Origin of the sequence: Mycobacterium sp. 012931, assembly GCF_000419295.1 — a bacterium.
GTDB lineage: Bacteria > Actinomycetota > Actinomycetes > Mycobacteriales > Mycobacteriaceae > Mycobacterium > Mycobacterium marinum.
This window is the reverse complement of record NZ_AOPX01000001.1, coordinates 3595265-3612636: the sequence shown is the minus strand read 5'-3', so window position 1 is coordinate 3612636 and position 17372 is coordinate 3595265. Positions and strand designations below refer to the sequence as shown.

The 17372-nt window shown below is 65.2% G+C and carries 19 protein-coding genes; 12 read left to right on the top strand and 7 right to left on the bottom strand.

All coding sequences use genetic code 11. From position 1 onward, the window contains the following. Positions 1–30: 30 nt before the first annotated feature. The 3 genes from gndA to MMSP_RS15985 all read right to left on the bottom strand — a co-directional run bounded on the left by gndA (position 31) and on the right by MMSP_RS15985 (position 2973). Positions 31–1482, bottom strand: coding sequence for an NADP-dependent phosphogluconate dehydrogenase (gene gndA, locus MMSP_RS15995; RefSeq protein ID WP_020787463.1), 1452 nt, complete (start codon positions 1480–1482; stop codon positions 31–33). 109 nt (positions 1483–1591) lie between these two features. Next, positions 1592–2542: a M56 family metallopeptidase gene (locus tag MMSP_RS15990; protein ID WP_012394432.1), complete on the bottom strand. Its 951-nt coding sequence runs from the start codon at positions 2540–2542 to the stop codon at positions 1592–1594. 14 nt (positions 2543–2556) lie between these two features. After that, on the bottom strand, positions 2557–2973 hold the full coding sequence (locus MMSP_RS15985; RefSeq protein WP_012394433.1) for a BlaI/MecI/CopY family transcriptional regulator: 417 nt from the start codon (positions 2971–2973) through the stop codon (positions 2557–2559). Positions 2974–3435: 462 nt separating this feature from the next. Between MMSP_RS15985 and MMSP_RS15980 the strand changes: the two genes are divergently transcribed. Genes MMSP_RS15980 through MMSP_RS15950 form a run of 7 tightly spaced genes read left to right on the top strand, consistent with a single transcriptional unit; the run spans position 3436 to position 8204 of the window. After that, positions 3436–3840 carry a PaaI family thioesterase gene (locus tag MMSP_RS15980; protein WP_369797355.1) on the top strand — a complete coding sequence of 135 codons (405 nt, stop codon included), beginning with the start codon at positions 3436–3438 and terminating at the stop codon, positions 3838–3840. Positions 3841–3899: 59 nt separating this feature from the next. Then, positions 3900–4202 (top strand): urease subunit gamma, encoded by a 303-nt coding sequence (locus tag MMSP_RS15975; RefSeq protein WP_015355503.1) that lies wholly within the window; start codon positions 3900–3902, stop codon positions 4200–4202. Next, positions 4199–4510, top strand: coding sequence for an urease subunit beta (locus tag MMSP_RS15970; RefSeq protein WP_011740894.1), 312 nt, complete (start codon positions 4199–4201; stop codon positions 4508–4510). Before MMSP_RS15975 ends, MMSP_RS15970 begins: the two co-directional genes overlap by 4 nt. Next, positions 4510–6243, top strand: coding sequence for an urease subunit alpha (locus MMSP_RS15965; RefSeq protein WP_020787461.1), 1734 nt, complete (start codon positions 4510–4512; stop codon positions 6241–6243). Before MMSP_RS15970 ends, MMSP_RS15965 begins: the two co-directional genes overlap by 1 nt. Then, entirely contained in the window at positions 6243–6878 is a 636-nt protein-coding gene (locus MMSP_RS15960; RefSeq protein WP_012394437.1) for an urease accessory protein UreF, read from the top strand. The genes MMSP_RS15965 and MMSP_RS15960 overlap by 1 nt, the downstream gene beginning before the upstream one ends. 10 nt (positions 6879–6888) lie before the next feature. Further along, complete coding sequence (ureG, locus tag MMSP_RS15955; RefSeq protein ID WP_015355505.1) at positions 6889–7560, top strand: urease accessory protein UreG; 672 nt, start codon at positions 6889–6891, stop codon at positions 7558–7560. Next, complete coding sequence (locus MMSP_RS15950; protein ID WP_012394439.1) at positions 7560–8204, top strand: urease accessory protein UreD; 645 nt, start codon at positions 7560–7562, stop codon at positions 8202–8204. Before ureG ends, MMSP_RS15950 begins: the two co-directional genes overlap by 1 nt. 70 nt (positions 8205–8274) lie before the next feature. Here MMSP_RS15950 and MMSP_RS15945 read toward each other — a convergent pair whose 3' ends face one another. The 3 genes from MMSP_RS15945 to MMSP_RS15935 form a co-directional block, all read right to left on the bottom strand. Continuing rightward, entirely contained in the window at positions 8275–9660 is a 1386-nt protein-coding gene (locus MMSP_RS15945; RefSeq protein ID WP_011740889.1) for an NAD(P)/FAD-dependent oxidoreductase, read from the bottom strand. Between the two features lie 163 nt (positions 9661–9823). Then, positions 9824–10747 carry an LLM class F420-dependent oxidoreductase gene (locus tag MMSP_RS15940; protein WP_012394440.1) on the bottom strand — a complete coding sequence of 308 codons (924 nt, stop codon included), beginning with the start codon at positions 10745–10747 and terminating at the stop codon, positions 9824–9826. A 50-nt stretch (positions 10748–10797) separates the two neighbouring features. Further along, positions 10798–11475 carry an SDR family oxidoreductase gene (locus MMSP_RS15935; RefSeq protein ID WP_012394441.1) on the bottom strand — a complete coding sequence of 226 codons (678 nt, stop codon included), beginning with the start codon at positions 11473–11475 and terminating at the stop codon, positions 10798–10800. Positions 11476–11761: 286 nt separating this feature from the next. Here MMSP_RS15935 and modA point away from each other — a divergent pair, with 286 nt between their 5' ends. Together modA and MMSP_RS15925 are read left to right on the top strand one after the other, a co-directional pair. After that, complete coding sequence (gene modA, locus MMSP_RS15930; RefSeq protein ID WP_015355508.1) at positions 11762–12526, top strand: molybdate ABC transporter substrate-binding protein; 765 nt, start codon at positions 11762–11764, stop codon at positions 12524–12526. A gap of 9 nt (positions 12527–12535) precedes the next feature. Further along, positions 12536–13330, top strand: a complete 795-nt coding sequence (locus MMSP_RS15925; RefSeq protein ID WP_020787460.1) for an ABC transporter permease — start codon at positions 12536–12538, stop codon at positions 13328–13330. Positions 13331–13341: 11 nt separating this feature from the next. Here the strand turns inward: MMSP_RS15925 and MMSP_RS15920 are convergent, their stop codons facing one another. Further along, positions 13342–14175: a class I SAM-dependent methyltransferase gene (locus MMSP_RS15920; protein ID WP_020787459.1), complete on the bottom strand. Its 834-nt coding sequence runs from the start codon at positions 14173–14175 to the stop codon at positions 13342–13344. A 189-nt stretch (positions 14176–14364) separates the two neighbouring features. Between MMSP_RS15920 and MMSP_RS15915 the strand changes: the two genes are divergently transcribed. The 3 genes from MMSP_RS15915 (at position 14365) to MMSP_RS15905 (ending at position 17324) form a co-directional block, all read left to right on the top strand. Continuing rightward, positions 14365–15822: an NAD(P)/FAD-dependent oxidoreductase gene (locus tag MMSP_RS15915; RefSeq protein WP_020787458.1), complete on the top strand. Its 1458-nt coding sequence runs from the start codon at positions 14365–14367 to the stop codon at positions 15820–15822. Between the two features lie 11 nt (positions 15823–15833). Beyond that, the gene (locus MMSP_RS27565) at positions 15834–16019 is read left to right on the top strand and encodes a hypothetical protein (RefSeq protein ID WP_015355512.1); all 186 of its coding nucleotides are present in this window, start codon (positions 15834–15836) and stop codon (positions 16017–16019) included. 183 nt (positions 16020–16202) lie between these two features. Continuing rightward, the gene (locus MMSP_RS15905; protein WP_011740881.1) at positions 16203–17324 is read left to right on the top strand and encodes a sulfate/molybdate ABC transporter ATP-binding protein; all 1122 of its coding nucleotides are present in this window, start codon (positions 16203–16205) and stop codon (positions 17322–17324) included. Positions 17325–17372: the final 48 nt, after the last annotated feature.

The window sequence follows — 17372 nt, the reverse complement described above, 5'->3', positions numbered from 1 at the left end:
GTTGCCCTTCGCTGAGCCGTTCTCGCCGGGCTAGGCCGGCACCTCGCTGCGATCTGCGCTCCACAGCGTGTGAAACTTGCCCGCCGCGTCGATCCGCCCGTAGGTGTGCGCGCCGAAGAAATCGCGCTGGGCCTGGGTGAGTGCGGCGGGTAACCGTTCGGTGCGCAGCGCGTCATAGTAGGCGAGGGCCGACGAGAACCCGGGGGTCGGTATACCCAATTGAGCCGCCGTGGACACCACGCGGCGCCAGCTGTCGACGGCCGATTCGATGGCGCTGCGGAAATAGGGCGCGACCAGCAAGCTGGCCAGGGCCGGCTCCGCGTCGAACGCCTCTTTGATCCGGTTGAGGAACTTGGCCCGAATGATGCAGCCGCCACGCCAAATAGTGGCCAAGTCGCCCGGAGTGATGTCCCAGCCAAATTCGGCACTGCCGGCCTGGATCTGGTTGAACCCCTGCGCGTAGGCCACGATCTTCGAGGCATGCAGGGCCCGCCGGACGTTCTCGGTGAAGGTGTCCGGATCGGCGGGCTTGTCGCCCAGCCGCCCCGAAGGCAGCCCAACCGCGGCCGCGCGCTGCTGCACCGACCCCGACAGCGCTCGCGCGAAGACGGCTTCGGCGATGCCGGTCACCGGCACCCCGAGGTCGAGGGCGGATTTCACGGTCCAGCGACCGGTGCCCTTCTGCTCGGCCTGGTCCAGAATGACGTCGACGAGGGGTTTTCCGGTCTTCGCATCGGTTTGGCGCAGCACCTCGGCAGTGATTTCCACCAGATAGCTGTCCAGATCGCCCTTGTTCCACTCGCTGAACACGTCGGCGATCTGCGGGGCGCTCATCCCCAGCCCGTCACGAAGCAGCTGGTAGGCCTCGCCGATGAGCTGCATGTCGGAGTACTCGATGCCGTTGTGCACCATCTTCACGAAATGCCCGGACCCGTCCGGCCCGATGTGAGTGCAGCACGGAACGCCGTCGACGTGTGCCGAGATCTCCTCTAGCAGCGGGCCCAGCGAGGTGTAGGACTCGGCGGGGCCGCCGGGCATGATCGATGGCCCGTTGAGCGCGCCCTCCTCGCCGCCGGAGATCCCCGCGCCGACGAAATGCAGTCCGCGCTCACGCACCGCCTTCTCACGGCGAATGGTGTCGGTGTAGAGCGCATTCCCGCCATCGATGATGATGTCGCCGGGCTCCATGGCATCTGCGAGTTCGTTGATCACGGCATCGGTGGGCTCGCCCGCCTTGACCATGATCAGCACCCGGCGCGGCGTCTCGAGCGCGGCGAGGAACTCGCTGATCGTCTCGCTTCGGACGAACTTGCCTTCAGCTCCATGCTCTTTGAGCAACGCGTCGGTCTTGGCGATCGAGCGGTTGTGCAAGGCCACCGTGTAGCCATGTCGGGCAAAGTTGCGGGCGATGTTCGAACCCATCACGGCCAGGCCGGTAACACCGATCTGCGCGGTAGCGGTGCTCGATTCCGACGAACTCATATCTTGCCTTTCGGTGAGGCCACTCAGATTAGAGAACTCATGCCAAAGCTCTTCCGAACGCTAGTCCGACCCACTGTGGCATAGAAACTCCGAGGCGTGTCGCGGCGCGTCAGAGGTCGAACAACCGCTGCAATTCCGTGAGCCACGGTACGGCCAGCGCCACGGTGGGCACCACCAGCACCACCGCAGCGGCCGCGTAGGCGGCCGCGGCCAGCGCCAGGCTGTTGCCTCGCCCCGACAACCGCTGCACCCGCACCAGCGTGCTGGGACCGCCCGCGGCTAGGGCGCCCAACGGTGCCCGCCCGGACGCGCAGGCGACCAGGGCCCGGGCCAGTGGGGTTCGCCCCGCGGCGCGCACTGCCGCGTCGTCGGCCAACAGTTCAACCAGTAGCTGCGCCGCGCGCAATGCGTTGGCGCTGCGAACCAGCCGCGGAAAGGCCTCGTGGAAGGCGGTAAACGCCTCCAGCACAAGGTCATGGCGGGCCCGTAGATGGGCCCGTTCGTGGGTAAGTATTGCCGCGACTTCTTCGTCGCTGAGCGTGGTGAGCGCCCCCTCGCTGACCACCACCCGGCTACGTACCCCGGGCAGGCAGTAGGCGAGTGGTTGCGCGACGTGTAACACGCGCAGATCGCGAGTCCGCGCGCAAGGCTGGGCCAAGGTCGCTTCGTGCCCCACTCCGACCAGGTCGACGACCATGCGGTGACGGGCCCGCCGTCGCCGGGTGGCGATGGCAACACGCACCACCGCGACCACCAGCCGTACCCCCACGAGGACGGTGAGCGCGAAGACGGAAACGTAGGCCGCCCACAGCGGCCAACCGAGCCGGCCTTCGGCGTCGATGATGCCGGCCGTGGGCCGCCCGTCGGGACCGGGCATGAGCAATCGGGTCGCAATCGCGATTCCGGCACTGAAGGCGGAAAGTACGGCGGCCAGGGAGATCGCTTGCCAGAGCACCATTGCGGCGCGAGGTGCGCGCAACGGCCACGTGGCGCGTGCCAGCAAGGCCGGTGTCGGGCCGGCCAGCAGCACCGCGAGGATGGTGAAGGCCAGCGCGGACACGCTGCTAGTCTCCCTCAGCTGTCCACCGGAGCGCCAGCAGATGGCGGAATGCGATGACTTGCTTCCAATTCGGCGAGCGCTCGGCGAAGCGCGTCCGCCTCGTCGGCTCCGACACGCTCGACGAAGTGCACCAGCGCGGCCTGCCGGCCACCCGAGTCCTCGGCTTGGGCCAGCGCATCCACCATCAGCCCGGCGACCAGCTCGTCACGGCCGTGCACCGGTGCATACCGGTGCGCCCGGTCGTCGCGGATCTGAGAAACCAGGTTCTTTTTAGCCAACCGCTGCAGCACCGTCATCACGGTTGTGTAGGCGAGGTCTCGCCGCGCCGAGAGCGCTTGGTGGACCTGTCGAACTGTCTGGGGTTCGGGGGTGGACCACAGGTGATCCATGACCGCGCGTTCCAGATCCCCCAGGCGCGTCAGCTTGGCCATAGTTCGTTTAGCTCCATCGGCTCCATCAGCTTTGAATCCAGAGTACTCCGGCTTACTACCGGCTGTCGTAACCAACCGCGATTAGTTCCAGGCAAATCCGGAGACATCCGCGGTCCGAGCAATCGGGAGACAGCCGACCCAGGACAGGTACCCGGGATGCGTAGGGACGACACGTCGACAATGTTACGCAGTCGATGCTTGCGAAATTAGGGCAGCCTTGCCTATTGTAGTTCTGGTCGAGCAACAATGACCGTGCCGGAGTCCTGAGGGCTGCAGTGACCCCCGGTCTACTCGATCGGCGAGCCCCGTGCCTAGTGCACGGGGCTCGCCCGTTTTTGCGGCCGGAATAGCTGCGCCCGGAGCGGTCCGCAGGCGTCTGGTAGATCCGCAACGCTGGTCAGACGCCGATGGTGTAGACACAAGAACGTGCGATCGTCGCCGGAGGCGGACCCCGCCGTAGCCATCCCGCCCACAGTTTCTCCACCTTTCGATGTTGAACTGGGCCTGGAGTTCACCGAACTCACCGCCGATGGCGCCCGTGCGCAGCTCGAGGTCAAGTCCAAGCACCTGCAGCCAATGGGCCTAATCCACGGGGGTGTCTACTGCTCGATGGTCGAAAGCATGGCCAGCATGGCCGCGTTCACCTGGCTGAGCACCCGCGGCGGCGGCGGTGTGGTGGGCGTCAACAACAGCACCGACTTTCTGCGCGCGATCAGCTCGGGGACCGTCTACGGCACCGCCGAGCCACTACACCGCGGCCGACGCCAGCAGCTGTGGCTGGTCGTGATCACCGACGACGCCGATCATGTGATCGCTCGCGGGCAGGTGCGGCTGCAGAATCTCGAGGCGCCGCCCAGCGACGGGTGACCTCAGTCACTCTCGCCTCGAAAGGCCAGAACCGTCACGGCGTGGCAGGATCCCAAAGCATGCGCTTGACGCCGCACGAACAGGAGCGATTGCTGCTGTCTTACGCCGCCGAGGTGGCCCGCCGCCGACAGGCTCGCGGCTTGCGTCTCAATCACCCCGAGGCCGTAGCGCTCATCACCGACCACGTCCTTGAAGGTGCACGCGACGGCCGCACGGTGGCCGAGCTGATGGCCAGCGGTTGTGAGGTCCTGGGTCAAGACGATGTGATGGAAGGAGTGCCCGAGATGATCGCGGACGTGCAGGTTGAGGCGACCTTCCCGGACGGCACCAAATTGGTCACCGTCCATCATCCGATCCGATGATCCCCGGTGAAATCCACTACGGCAGAGGCGATATCGAAATCAACACGACTGCCCAGCGCATCGAGATGAATGTCGTCAACACCGGCGACCGCCCGGTACAGGTCGGAAGTCACGTCCATTTTCCGCAGGCCAATGCGGCGCTGTCGTTCGACCGCGCTGCCGCCCACGGCTACCGTCTCGACATTCCGGCCGCCACCGCGGTCCGCTTCGAGCCGGGCGTTGCCCACACCGTCAGCCTGGTGCCGCTAGAGGGCAGACGCGCGGTGTACGGGCTGACGCTGAATCCACCTGGAAGATTGGACGACTGATGGCGCGGCTGTCCAGGGAGCGCTACGCACAGCTCTACGGTCAGACCACTGGCGATAGGATCCGGCTCGCAGATACCGATCTGCTGGTCGAAATCACCGAAGACCGTTGCGGGGGGCCCGGACTGGCGGGGGACGAGGCGGTGTTCGGCGGCGGCAAGGTGCTGCGCGAGTCCATGGGCCAGGGGCGTGTCACGCGGGCCGAGGGCGCGCCCGACACCGTGATCACCGGCGCGGTAATCATTGACTACTGGGGAATCATCAAGGCGGATATCGGCATTCGTGACGGGCGCATCGTCGCAATCGGCAAGGCCGGCAACCCCAACATCATGTCGGGTATTCATCCCGACTTAGTGGTCGGACCGTCCACCGAGATCATTGGCGGAAACGGGCGCATCGTCACCGCGGGTGCCATCGACTGCCATGTGCACTTGATCTGTCCTCAGGTCATCGCCGAGGCCCTCGGTTCGGGTATCACCACCATCATCGGCGGCGGCACCGGCCCAGCGGAAGGCAGCAAGTCCACCACCGTCACGCCCGGGGGATGGCATCTGGCCAGGATGCTGGAAGCCCTCGATTCCTGGCCGGTCAACATCGCGCTGCTGGGCAAGGGCAACACCGTCAATCCCGACGCGTTGTGGGAGCAATTGCGTGGTGGGGCATCAGGTTTCAAACTTCACGAAGACTGGGGTTCGTCACCGGCGGCGATCGATGCGTGCCTGACCGTCGCCGATGCCGCCGGTGTTCAAGTCGCGTTACACTCCGACACTCTCAACGAGATGGGCTTCGTCGAGGACACGCTGGCCGCGATCGCCGGGCGATCCATTCACACCTACCACACCGAGGGAGCCGGAGGCGGGCACGCCCCCGACATCATCACCGTTGCGGCACATCCCAACGTGCTGCCCAGCTCCACCAATCCGACTCGCCCGCACACCGTCAACACCCTCGACGAGCACCTCGACATGTTGATGGTGTGCCATCACCTCAACCCACGGATTCCTGAAGATCTGGCATTTGCGGAGAGTCGGATTCGGCCATCCACCATCGCCGCCGAAGACCTGCTGCACGACATCGGAGCGATCTCGATGATCGGCAGTGACTCCCAGGCGATGGGCCGGGTCGGCGAGGTGGTGATGCGGACCTGGCAGACCGCGCACGTCATGAAGCAGCGCCGCGGCGCCTTGGAGGGCGACCCGTCGGGCCGCTATTCGGCCGATAACAATCGAGCACGGCGCTATGTCGCCAAATACACCATCTGCCCGGCCGTCGCGCACGGTCTCGACCACGAGGTCGGCTCGGTGGAGGTGGGAAAGCTCGCCGATCTGGTGTTGTGGGAGCCGGCCTTTTTCGGGGTACGCCCGCACGCGGTGGTCAAGGGTGGCGCCATCGCCTGGGCCGCGATGGGCGATGCGAACGCCTCGATACCCACGCCTCAGCCGGTGCTTCCGCGCCCGATGTTCGGCGCGTCGCCGGCCGTGGCAGCGGCGACCTCCGTGCATTTCGTCGCAGCACAGTCCATCGAGGCCGGTCTGGCAGATCAGATCGCCGTCGACCGCCGACTAGTTCCGGTGGCCGATGTCCGGGCCGTCGGTAAGGCCGACATGCCACTCAACGACGCACAGCCGCGCATCGAGGTCGACCCCGATACGTTCACCGTGCGTATCGATGGCGAGGTATGGGAGCAGCAGCCGGCCACCGAACTCCCTATGGCGCAACGGTATTTCTTGTTCTAGTGACCACGCTCGCGATGCTCCTGACCCTGGCCGATTCTCGGCTACCCACCGGTGCCCACGTGCACTCCGGCGGCGTCGAGGAGGCCATCACCGCCGGCTTGGTGACCAACCTATCAAGCCTGGAGGCGTTTCTCAAGCGACGCATCCGCAGCCACGGCCTGGTTACCGCGTCCATCGCTGCCGCTGTGCAGCGAGGCGATCTGGCCCCCGATGGCGCAGATCGGGAAACCGACGCCCGCACACCTTCGCCCGCGGCGCGGGATGCCTCACGTAGCCAGGGACGAGGGCTGGTGCGGCTGGCTCGGGCGATCTGGCCGGAAGCGGACTGGGACGCCCTCGGCGCAAAACCCCATCTGGCGGTGGCTGCAGGCCGAGTGGGAGCGCTGGCGGGGCTAACCCCCGAACACCTTGCCCTGCAACTTGTCTACACCACGATGACCGGCTCGGCTACCGCTGCCCAGCGGCTGCTCGCGCTGGATCCCACCGACGTGGCCGTGCTCACGTTCCAGCTCTCTGAGCTGTGCACGACTACCGCCGCTGAAGCGGCAATCGGACTGGCCGATTTGTCCGACCCACTGCTCGATACGCTGGCGCAACATCACGCCGAACGCGAGCGGCCCTTGTTCGCCTCATGAAAGGTATTGCATGGCCAAGCATTCCCATGATCACACCCACGACCATCACGACCGGCCACGGCGGGTTCGAAAGCCGGGGGAGCCGTTGCGGATCGGGGTCGGGGGCCCAGTTGGATCCGGCAAGACCGCACTGGTGGCGGCGATATGTCGGCAGTTGCGAGACGAGCTGTCGCTCTCGGTGCTGACCAATGACATCTACACCACCGAGGACGCCGACTTTCTGCGCAAGCATGCGGTATTGCCAGACAGCCGGATAACCGCGGTGCAAACCGGTGGCTGTCCGCACACCGCGATCCGCGACGACATCACCGCCAACCTGGATGCGATCGACGACTTGATCGCCGCACACGACGCGCTGGACTTGATCTTGGTCGAATCCGGTGGTGACAACCTCACCGCCACCTTCTCGTCGGGCCTGGTGGATGTGCAGATCTTCGTCATCGATGTAGCCGGCGGCGACAAGGTTCCCCGCAAGGGCGGACCCGGTGTGACCTTTTCAGACTTGTTGGTGGTCAACAAGACCGATCTGGCCCCGTTGGTGGGCGCCGATCTGAAGGTGATGGCTCGCGACGCCGAAGCGGTACGCGACGGACGTCCGACCGTGTTGCAGTCGTTGACCGAGGACCCCGCCGCGACGAAGGTACTGGACTGGGTGCGCAGTCAGTTGGCCGCCGCAGGCTGATGCACTCCGAGGTTCTGCTGGTCGCGTCGCGAAACCGGCTGCCGCGCATCCGATGCCGGGGCGGCATTGCGGCCCGTTGCACCGCAGCCGACACCGTTTTTCTGGTGTCGGCTGCGGCAACGCCGCTAGGGGGCGACAGCTTCGACCTCCAGATCATCGTTGAGGAGGGGGCGTCGCTGCGATTGCGAAGTGCGGCCGCGGCCGTGGTGTTGCCCGGCGCACAGACCATGACTTCCCGAGCCCGCTGGAAAATCGAGGTTGCCGGGGAGCTGGATGTGGACCTCGAGCCGACAATCGTCGCCGCTGCCGCCCGGCATCTGTCGTCTGTCACGGTGCAGTTGGATGGCGCTAGCCGGGTCCGTCTGCGCGAGCGCATCCAGATCGGCAGATGTGGTGAGCGGGAAGGATTCTGGTCGGGATCGCTGCATGCGGACCTGGACGGTCGTCCGATGCTGCGACACCGGATGGAACTGGGCGCTGGATCACTGGCCGATGACGTGATTTGCGCTCCCCGCGCGACGGTCAGCGAATTACGCTACCCCACAGGGGAGTTCACTGATGCAATCGAGGCCGGTTCGACAGTGCTGCAGCTCGCCGAGGGCGGAACTCTTAGTACGTGGCAAGCGGAACGGTTGATCGGCTAGAGGTCATTGCGGTCACCGGGCGCCGCGGAGTCGGATAGTCACGCTGCGAGTCGGCCGCGACCACACCGGCCTAGCTGGCTTGTCGCGCCTCGGTGCTCTGCGCCTCGGAAGCCAACTCGGCCAGCTGCTCCAGCCGCGTCCGGGCGAAAGCCTGCTGTTCGGTGATGGTCAGTTGACCACGCCGGGTGCTCAGGAAGGTCACCGTCCACGACAACAGCGTGCTGACCTTGGTCTTGAACCCGACCAGGTACACCAGGTGCAGGACCAGCCAGGCCAGCCAAGCGATGAAGCCGCTGATCTCCACTGGACCGATCTTGGCCACCGCGGAAAAACGCGACACCGTGGCCATGGAGCCCTTGTCGAAGTACTGGAACGGCTCGCGTTCCGCAGCGTTGGCACCGGCCAGCTCGGACTTGATCGTGGTGGCGACGTACTTCGCGCCCTGGATGGCGCCCTGGGCTACCCCGGGCACGCCCTCGACCGCAGCCATGTCGCCGATGACGAACACGTTGGGGTGTCCCGGGACCGACAAGTCGGGCAGCACCTGGACCCGGCCGGCTCGATCGAGCTCAACCTCGGACTGCTCGGCAAGGTCCCGGCCCAACCGGCTGGCCTGGACACCGGCGGACCACACTTTGCACGCGGATTCGATGCGCCGGATGGTGCCGTCGGAATCCTTCACGGTAATGCCGTTGCGGTCGACGTCGGTGACCATCGCGCCGAGCTGGATTTCCACCCCCAGCTTCTGCAGCCGTGCCGCCGCCCGCTCACCCAACTTGTCGCCAAACGGCGGCAGCACCGCCGGAGCGGCATCGAGCAGAATAACCCGCGCCCGGGTGGAGTCGATGTGGCGGAACGCGCCCTTCAACGTGTGCTCGGCCAATTCGGCTATCTGCCCGGCCATTTCGACACCGGTGGGTCCGGCCCCGACGACTGTGAACGTCAGCAGTTTGGCCCGTCGTTCCGCATCACGCGACCGTTCGGCCTGTTCGAAGGCGCTCAGGATCCGTCCGCGTAGTTCCAGCGCGTCATCGATCGACTTCATGCCAGGTGCGAACTCGGCGAAGTGGTCGTTGCCGAAGTAGGACTGGCCCGCGCCCGCGGCGACGATCAGGGTGTCGTATGGGGTTTCGTAGGTGTGACCGAGCAAGTCCGACACGACGGATTGCTTGGCCAGGTCGATGTGGGTCACGTTGCCCAGCAGCACCTGCGCGTTGCGTTGCCGGCGCAGGACCACGCGTGTCGGCGGCGCGATGTCACCTTCGGAGATGATTCCGGTAGCCACTTGGTAGAGCAGCGGCTGGAACAGGTGGTGGGTGGTGCGAGCAATCAGCTTGATATCGACGTCGGCACGCTTGAGCTTCTTTGCCGCGTTGAGTCCGCCGAAGCCAGATCCGATGATGACAACACGATGGCGCGGACGTGCTTGTGCTGTGGTTTCTGGCTGGGGGCTCATGTGACGCTGCTCCTGACGGATCTCCTGACGGGCGCATTGCAGTTAGCTACACGCTAGTCAAACCAGGCCCGCAAGCCCAACTCGTGAGCATGTGTAATTAGCCACACCGGCGCAACCGGATCCGCCCTCCCACCGGCGGCTCATCGCACAAACCCTGAGCGGCCTACCCGGTCAACAGCGGGCGCAGTGCCTCGGCAACGGTGGTGATCAGGCCGGGGGAGTGGCCGTGCGCGGAGAGGTTCATGATCACGCCGTCAATGCCGGTGTCGAGCACTTTGGTTTGCACCTGATCGGCGATCTGTGCCGGGCTGCCGGTCACCATGCGCCTGCTCGTCTCTGCGGGAAGGCGCTCCACCTTGGCCTTCTCGTCGACCACCACCGTGAGCATCACACTGGTTTCCAGTGTTGATGGATCCCGCCCCGCTTCCTCGCATCGGGCGGCGACGGCATCCATCTTGCGAGGCAATTCATCCAGCGCCGCGACGATGTTGAGATGATCGGCCCAGTGGGCGGCGATGCGGAAGGTCTTCTTCTCACCCCCGCCGCCGATCAAGATCGGGATGCGGTCACGGTAACGGGGTTCGGCCATCGCCGATTCGGCTTGGTACCAACTCCCGGAGAAGGTCGGACGCTCACCCTTGATCATCGGATCAAGAATCTGCAACGCCTCCTCGAGCCGATTGAATCGGTCGGTGAAGGTGCCGAACTCGTAGCCGAGCTGGCGGTGTTCGAGTTCAAACCATCCAGCGCCGATGCCGAGGACCGCACGTCCGGCACTGACCACATCCAGCGTCGTGATGATCTTTGCCAACAACGCGGGGTTACGGTACGTATTGCCGGTCACCAGAGTGCCCAGTTGCAGCCGCTCGGTAGCGGTGGCCAGCGCGCCCAGGGCGGTGTAGGCCTCCAGCATGGGCTGGTCCGGTGTCCCCAACATCGGCAGTTGATAGAAATGGTCCATCAAGAAAAGCGAGTCGAAGCCGGCCGCCTCGGCCTCGCGCGCCTGCGCGATGACTGACGGAAAAAGCTTGTCGACGCCGGTACCGTAGGAGAAACTCGGGATCTGGAAACCAAGCCGGATAGCCACGGGCTCTACCGTAGCGATCGGCTCCGAAAAGCCAAGAGAACCGAATTGCCTCAGGCGAAGTGAGCGAGCGCGCCGTGGCTCACATGAAGCGTCTGGCCGGTGATGTGCCGAGCCGCCGGGGTGGTGAGAAACAGCGCCAGCCGGGCGATCTCCGCGGCCACCGGAGCCGGCGTGCGCGACAACCCTTCATAACCCGCCTGCACACTGCGTCCGCAAGCCACGGCGTTGACCGTGATGCCGCGGGTGCCGTAGATCTCGGCTTGCCCGGCGACCCAATTCGACAGGGCACCCTTGATCGCCGCGTCGACGCTGCCCGCTGGTGGGTTCTCCGCCACCACGCTGATGATCGAACCGCCAGATCGCAGATGGTCGCCGACACACTGCACGGTCAACACCGCCGAGAGCACGGTGGTGTCCAGTGCATTGCGCCACGCCGTGGCGGTGTCCGCCAGCGAGTAGGTGCGCGGATCGCCGGCATCCCAGGTCGGCGCCGGCACGTTGACGATGGTGTCCAGATGGTGGGGGAACAACCCGCGCACCTCTGCCAGGCTGGCCGGATTGGTGATGTCGCAGGCGATCGCGTCTGCGTCGAGTTCCTTGGCGACCACCTCGAGATCGTCGCGCCGGGCGCCGACAAGAGTCACTTTGTGACCGTCGTCGCGAAAGCCCTCGGCTACTGTGCGTCCCAGATCGGTGTCGCCGCCGGTGACCAGCACCTCCACTGCCATGACCTCCTCGTGTTCACCGTTGAACCCAGACCCTGGCACTTCACCAGCGTTTATGTTTCCACTCGGCGCGTTGAAAACATCGTCCCGATGGTCACACACCACAGGATTGTTGCCTGGGATCTCAGCATGTTATGGCATCAATCCGCACCCATGTTACTGGACAGTAGCAATTTGACGAAACTCCGCGCGGTCGCGCCGAGCAGATGATTTGGGTAACGATTCGTCAGCAACGGACCCGCCCGTTCTCGCTGGCAGAAGCCTCCGAGGTCGCTGCTAGGTTTGACCGGTGACTCGGGTCGGGATGCTGGCCGGCATGGTGTCGGCGCTGCTGGTCTGGGTGGTGGGCTGCGGTTCGCCGTCACGGCCGGCCGAAGGTGCTCGCTCGATCACGATCTTTGCCGCGGCATCGCTGAAGACCGCCTTCACCCAGATAGGTGAACGGTTCAAGACCGCCAACCCGGGCGTCGGTGTCGAGCTCGATTTCGCCGGTTCCTCCGAGTTGGCCACCCAACTCACCCAGGGCGCCACCGCGGACGTCTTCGCCTCAGCGGACACCGCTCAGATGGACACGGTCGCCAAAGCCGGTCTGCTCGCCGCAGATCCGACGAACTTCGCCTCCAACACACTGGTCATCGTCACCGCGCCGGGCAATCCGAAGCACGTCGGATCGTTCGCCGACCTCTCTCGATCGGATCTAACCGTTGTGGTCTGCCAGCAGCAGGTGCCCTGTGGCGCGGCCACGCAGCGCATCGAAGACGGCACCGGGGTCCACCTCAACCCGGTTAGTGAAGAACTCAGCGTTACCGATGTCCTCAACAAGGTCACGACCGGACAAGCCGACGCCGCGCTGGTCTACCTCACCGATGCGATGAGCGCGGGAAGCACCGTGAGCACTATCAAGTTTCCCCAGGCCGCACCCGCGGTGAACGTCTATCCCATCGCGGTGCTCAGCAACGCCCCCCAACCGGGGCTGGCGCGTAAATTCGTCGACATGGTCACGGCCGAGACAGGACGCCGCATCCTGGATCAGTCTGGTTTCGCCAAGCCCTGACGAGCCGATATGCACGGACCACCGGAGCTGCCCCGCTGGGTTTACCTACCCGCTACCGCGGGGATGGGTTTGGTGATTCTGCCGCTGGTCGCGATGGCGGCCAAGGTCGATTGGCCGAATTTCTGGTCCCTGATCACCAGCACGTCGTCTCGGACGGCACTCGTGCTGAGCTTGAAGACCGCCTCGGCGAGCACCGCGATATGCGTACTCCTGGGCGTGCCGATGGCGCTGGTCCTGGCCCGTAGCCGGGCGCGGCTCATGCGGCTGATGCGGCCGCTGATCCTGCTGCCGCTGGTGCTGCCACCGGTAGTGGGGGGTATCGCGCTGCTCTACGCATTCGGCCGACTTGGCCTGATCGGGCGTTACCTAGAGGCGGGCGGTATCACGATCGCGTTCAGCACGACGGCCGTGGTGCTGGCGCAGACGTTCGTCTCGCTGCCATTCCTGGTGGTATCGCTCGAGGGAGCGGCGCGCACCGCGGGCGCGGACTATGAAGTTGTCGCGGCGACGCTGGGAGCGCGGCCCAGCGCGGTCTGGTGGAAGGTCACGCTGCCGCTACTGATGCCGGGTCTGGTGTCCGGTGCTGTACTCGCCTTCGCCCGGTCGCTGGGGGAGTTCGGCGCAACCTTGACTTTCGCCGGATCCCGCCAAGGTGTCACCCGCACGCTGCCGCTCGAGATCTACCTGCAGCGGGTGAATGATCCCGACGCGGCGATCGCATTGTCACTGCTGCTGGTCGCGGTGGCCGCGCTGGTGGTTCTGAGCCTGGGGGCGCGCCGATTGACCGGCGGCCAGGCGGGGTAGCTTCGGGTGGGTCAGTCGAACTCGAGCAGGACGTAGGCGCCGCGGAATGGCTTGATCGGCGGGAAACGCCACAGGGCGGGGTAGAGGGTCCTGAAGAACAGCCCGCGGCCTTCGGGCATCGGCACATCGTGCACCGCGCGGATTCCGGGCACGGTGTCGACCAGCCTCGCGAGCTGGTTCACCGACAGGCTGAATGGCATCGGCGGAACGCGGTAGCGCCTGGAGGCACGCATACCCTTGGGGGCAACCCGCTTGACGATGGTGGGTGGCAGGTCGAAGAACATCTGTCCACCGGCAAAGCGCTTGGCGCACTGACTGATCAGCTCCATTGCCTGATTGGGCTGCAGGTACATCAGTAGACCTTCGGCGGTGATGAAGACGCCGGCGCGCGAGTCGACCTTGTCCATCCACGTGTAGTCCAAGGCGGACTGTGCGAGGTTGGTGACGCGCGCAGAATCCGGCAGCAGGCGCCGCCGCAGTTCCATTACGGGCTCCAGATCGAGCGATACCCAACGAAATTGCGTATCTGGTAGCGCATTGCTCACCCGCCAGAACCCGGTCTGAAAGCCCTCCGCGAGCGCCACCACGGTAGCCCCCGGATGCTTGGTGAGGTATGCGATCTCACACCGATCAACGGCCAGCGATCGCAACGCCATCTCTTGGCCGCGGCGTCCAAACTTCTCGAAGTCGAAATCGATGGATTCAACAAGTTTGATCGCCATCGGGTCATCGATGATCGGGTTCGGCTTGGCGGCTTGGTGAGCCCTGCCGTTGAGGGTCAGCAATGCGGTTTCAGAGACACCGCCCAGCATTCCGGCGTTCACGTTGTTATCTGAATGACCCACCTACACAACTTATCCAAGCCGCGCCGGAGGACTCCATGCCGCGCGCGCAATGCGGGTAGCCCCAGATTGCGTCGGTGGCCGCACTGGACATCCGATCGTCGATACCACTTAACAAAATACCCTAGGGGGTATAGAATGATGAACGGCTAGCTACCTCAGCTGTAGTTGAGTTCAATCAAGGAGCGACCAATGGCACGAGTCGTTATCCTCGGCGCCGGCATCGCGGGCCATACCGCCGCGCTGCACCTGCGCCGATGGCTTCCCCGCGCACACGAGATCGTCGTTATCTCTCCGAACGCCGACTGGAACTGGATTCCATCCAATATCTGGGTCGGCGTGGGGCGGATGGAACCGACGAAGGTGTTGATTCCCCTCAAACCGATCTACCAGCGCAAAGGCATCGTCTTTCACCAGGCGTTGGCAACCGCTATCCGGCCCGAGGGCACCGGTGAACAGCAGACACCGTCGGTGGACTTCACGTACACCGAGGAAGGGCGACGCGGCGAGACCGGCAGCCTTAGCTACGACTATTTGATCAATGCGACCGGCCCTCAGCTGAATTTCGCGGCGACGCCGGGCCTCGGTCCCGAGGGGCACTCGTATTCGGTGTGTACTGCCGACCACGCCACCGAGGCCGCCAAGGCGCTCGACGGGGTCATCGCCAAGTTGCGGGCCGGCCAGCGGCAGCGCCTCGTTATCGGTGTCGGGCATGGCACCTGCACCTGCGAAGGGGCAGCGTTCGAGTACACCTTCAACGTCGAACATCGACTGCGCGCCGCCGGTGTGCGCGACTTGGCCGAGGTCATCTATCTGACCAATGAGTACGAGCTGGGTGATTTCGGGGTCGACGGCATGAGATTCGTCGACAAGGGATTCATGCAGTCCAGCCGGCTGTGGACCGAATCGCTATTCCGCGAACGTGGCGTCAAGGCGATCACGCAGGCCCACGTGCACGAGGTGATGGACGGCAAGCTGCGCTACGAACAGCTCGACGGCAAAGAACACGATCTGGACTTTGACTTTGCGATGCTGCTGCCACCATTTAGGGGCGCCAGCCTGGCCGCCTACGACCGGGACGGCAACGACATCACGTCCACGTTGTTCGCGCCATCGGGCTTCCTCAAGGTCGACGCCGACTATTCGGGCAAGCCCTACGACGAGTGGACCGCCGAGGACTGGCCACACAGCTACGAATCCGTGGCCTATCCGAACATCTTCGCGCCCGGCATCGCGTTCGCGCCGCCGCACCCAATCTCCAAACCGCGCAAGAGCGTTACCGGGACGGTGATCACCCCCAGCCCACCCCGAACCGGCATGCCGTCGGGCATCATGGCCAAGACCGTGGCCGAGACCATTCGCGATCGCATCACCAACAACGCCGCGAGTCCGGCCCACCAAGCCTCGATGGCGACCATGGGCGCCGCATGCATCGCCTCGGCCGGAACCGGCCTGCGTGAGGGTTCGGCGGCCGCGATGACCATGTTTCCGGTCGTGCCCGACCCGGTGCGCTACCCGCAGACCGGCCGCGACATCAGCGGCACCTCCGGTGAGCTTGGCCTGGCGGGGCACTGGATCAAGGTGCTGCTGCACTACCTGTTCATCTACAAGGCCAAGGCCAGGCCGTTCTGGTGGCTGATCCCTGAATGAAAGGCGCTTCCATGGACCTTACAGACGCGGACAAAAGCGGCTCAGACGTGGATGTCCGGACCGCCGAACGCATTGCCGACGCCCCACTACCCACCGGAGCCAAACTGCGCATGCGGCAGAATCTTCCGGTGCAGATGTGGCGATTCGTCCGCATCAATCTGAAGATGATGCGAATCATCTTCAGCGGACACCACTAGCCGCTCGCGGCGACCGGCCATCGGTCATGCTCGCCGTCACTTAGGGTGTGAGCATGCGTCGTAGTGGTGGGCAAATCGGGTGCCCAGTGCCGACAGTATGGCGCGGATTTCGCGGGTCGTGACGTCAGGCGCAATTCGCAGAATTCAGGCGTGCACGGTGCCGCCGACACGGGACGGCGCGGTGTGAGCGCGCTAGAGCTTCGCGCGGTCGTTGCGGACCGTCGTCTAGACGTCGAGTTCTCGGTGGCGGCGGGCGAGGTGCTGGCGATCCTGGGGCCCAACGGCGCCGGAAAGTCTTCCGTCTTACACGTCATCGCCGGGCTGGTTCGCCCTGACAACGGAGTGGTTCGTCTAGGCGAGCGGGTACTGACCGATACCGCCGCGGGCATCGACGTGGCAACCCACGACCGCAAAGTCGGTTTGCTGCTGCAGGACCCGCTGCTGTTCCCGCACATGAGCGTGGGCGCCAACGTGGCGTTCGGTCCACATCACCGTCGCGGCACGTTGCGCTCCGGTCGCCGCCAGCAACGCGAATCGGCACTGCGGTGGCTAGCCAAGGTGGGCGCCGAGCAGTTGGTAGATCGCCGGCCGCGACAGCTGTCCGGCGGCCAAGTCCAGCGCGTCGCCATCGCCCGGGCGCTGGCGGCCGAACCAGATGTGCTGCTGCTCGATGAGCCGCTGACCGGACTCGATGTCGCCGCGGCCGCGGCCATCCGGGCGGTGCTGCGCGCCATGGTGGTCGACAGCGGATGCGCCGTAATTTTGATATCTCATGACCTGCTCGATGTATGCACACTGGCCGATCGGGTGCTGATTCTCGAGGCCGGTCGGATCTCCGAAATCGGCGCGGCCGCCGACGTACTGGCCGCGCCGCGCAGCAATTTCGGAGCTCGCATCGCGGGGGTCAACCTGGTCAGCGGCACCATCGGCCGTGACGGGTCCCTGCACACCCGCTTCGGTAGCCAATGGAGGGGAACACCGGCCCGAGACCTCGATGAAGCGCTCGATTTTGGGCAAGACGCCATCGCCGTGTTCCCGCCGACCGCGGTGGCAGTGCACCTCGAACCGCCGCACGGCAGCCCACGCAATACGGCCGAGGTGACCGTGGCAGATCTACAGACTCGTGGGCCGGCCGTGTTGGTGCGCAGTGAGGACCAGCCCGACGGCTTGCCCGGCCTGGCCGCGAGCATCACCGTCGACGCTGCCGCCGAGTTGAAGCTGACGCCCGGGGCGCGAGTGTGGTTCAGCGTCAAGGCTCATGAGGTGGCGTTACATCAAGCATTGCGCCGCCAGGTAGCCCGCTAGGGGATTGCCACCGGGTCCGTCACGATCAGCGAAGACATGGGCAGGCCA

What these genes read in the sequence shown, in the direction of transcription:
- gndA (WP_020787463.1), bottom strand. Translation starts at nt 1,482, where the DNA reads ATGAGTTCGTCGGAATCGAGCACCGCTACCGCGCAGATCGGTGTTACC.
- MMSP_RS15935 (WP_012394441.1), bottom strand. Translation starts at nt 11,475, where the DNA reads ATGGCAGTGGAGGTGCTGGTCACCGGCGGCGACACCGATCTGGGACGC.
- MMSP_RS15965 (WP_020787461.1), top strand. Translation starts at nt 4,510, where the DNA reads ATGGCGCGGCTGTCCAGGGAGCGCTACGCACAGCTCTACGGTCAGACC.
- MMSP_RS15915 (WP_020787458.1), top strand. Translation starts at nt 14,365, where the DNA reads ATGGCACGAGTCGTTATCCTCGGCGCCGGCATCGCGGGCCATACCGCC.
- MMSP_RS15985 (WP_012394433.1), bottom strand. Translation starts at nt 2,973, where the DNA reads ATGGCCAAGCTGACGCGCCTGGGGGATCTGGAACGCGCGGTCATGGAT.
- MMSP_RS15970 (WP_011740894.1), top strand. Translation starts at nt 4,199, where the DNA reads ATGATCCCCGGTGAAATCCACTACGGCAGAGGCGATATCGAAATCAAC.
- MMSP_RS27565 (WP_015355512.1), top strand. Translation starts at nt 15,834, where the DNA reads ATGGACCTTACAGACGCGGACAAAAGCGGCTCAGACGTGGATGTCCGG.
- MMSP_RS15945 (WP_011740889.1), bottom strand. Translation starts at nt 9,660, where the DNA reads ATGAGCCCCCAGCCAGAAACCACAGCACAAGCACGTCCGCGCCATCGT.
- MMSP_RS15975 (WP_015355503.1), top strand. Translation starts at nt 3,900, where the DNA reads ATGCGCTTGACGCCGCACGAACAGGAGCGATTGCTGCTGTCTTACGCC.
- MMSP_RS15950 (WP_012394439.1), top strand. Translation starts at nt 7,560, where the DNA reads ATGCACTCCGAGGTTCTGCTGGTCGCGTCGCGAAACCGGCTGCCGCGC.
- MMSP_RS15925 (WP_020787460.1), top strand. Translation starts at nt 12,536, where the DNA reads ATGCACGGACCACCGGAGCTGCCCCGCTGGGTTTACCTACCCGCTACC.
- ureG (WP_015355505.1), top strand. Translation starts at nt 6,889, where the DNA reads ATGGCCAAGCATTCCCATGATCACACCCACGACCATCACGACCGGCCA.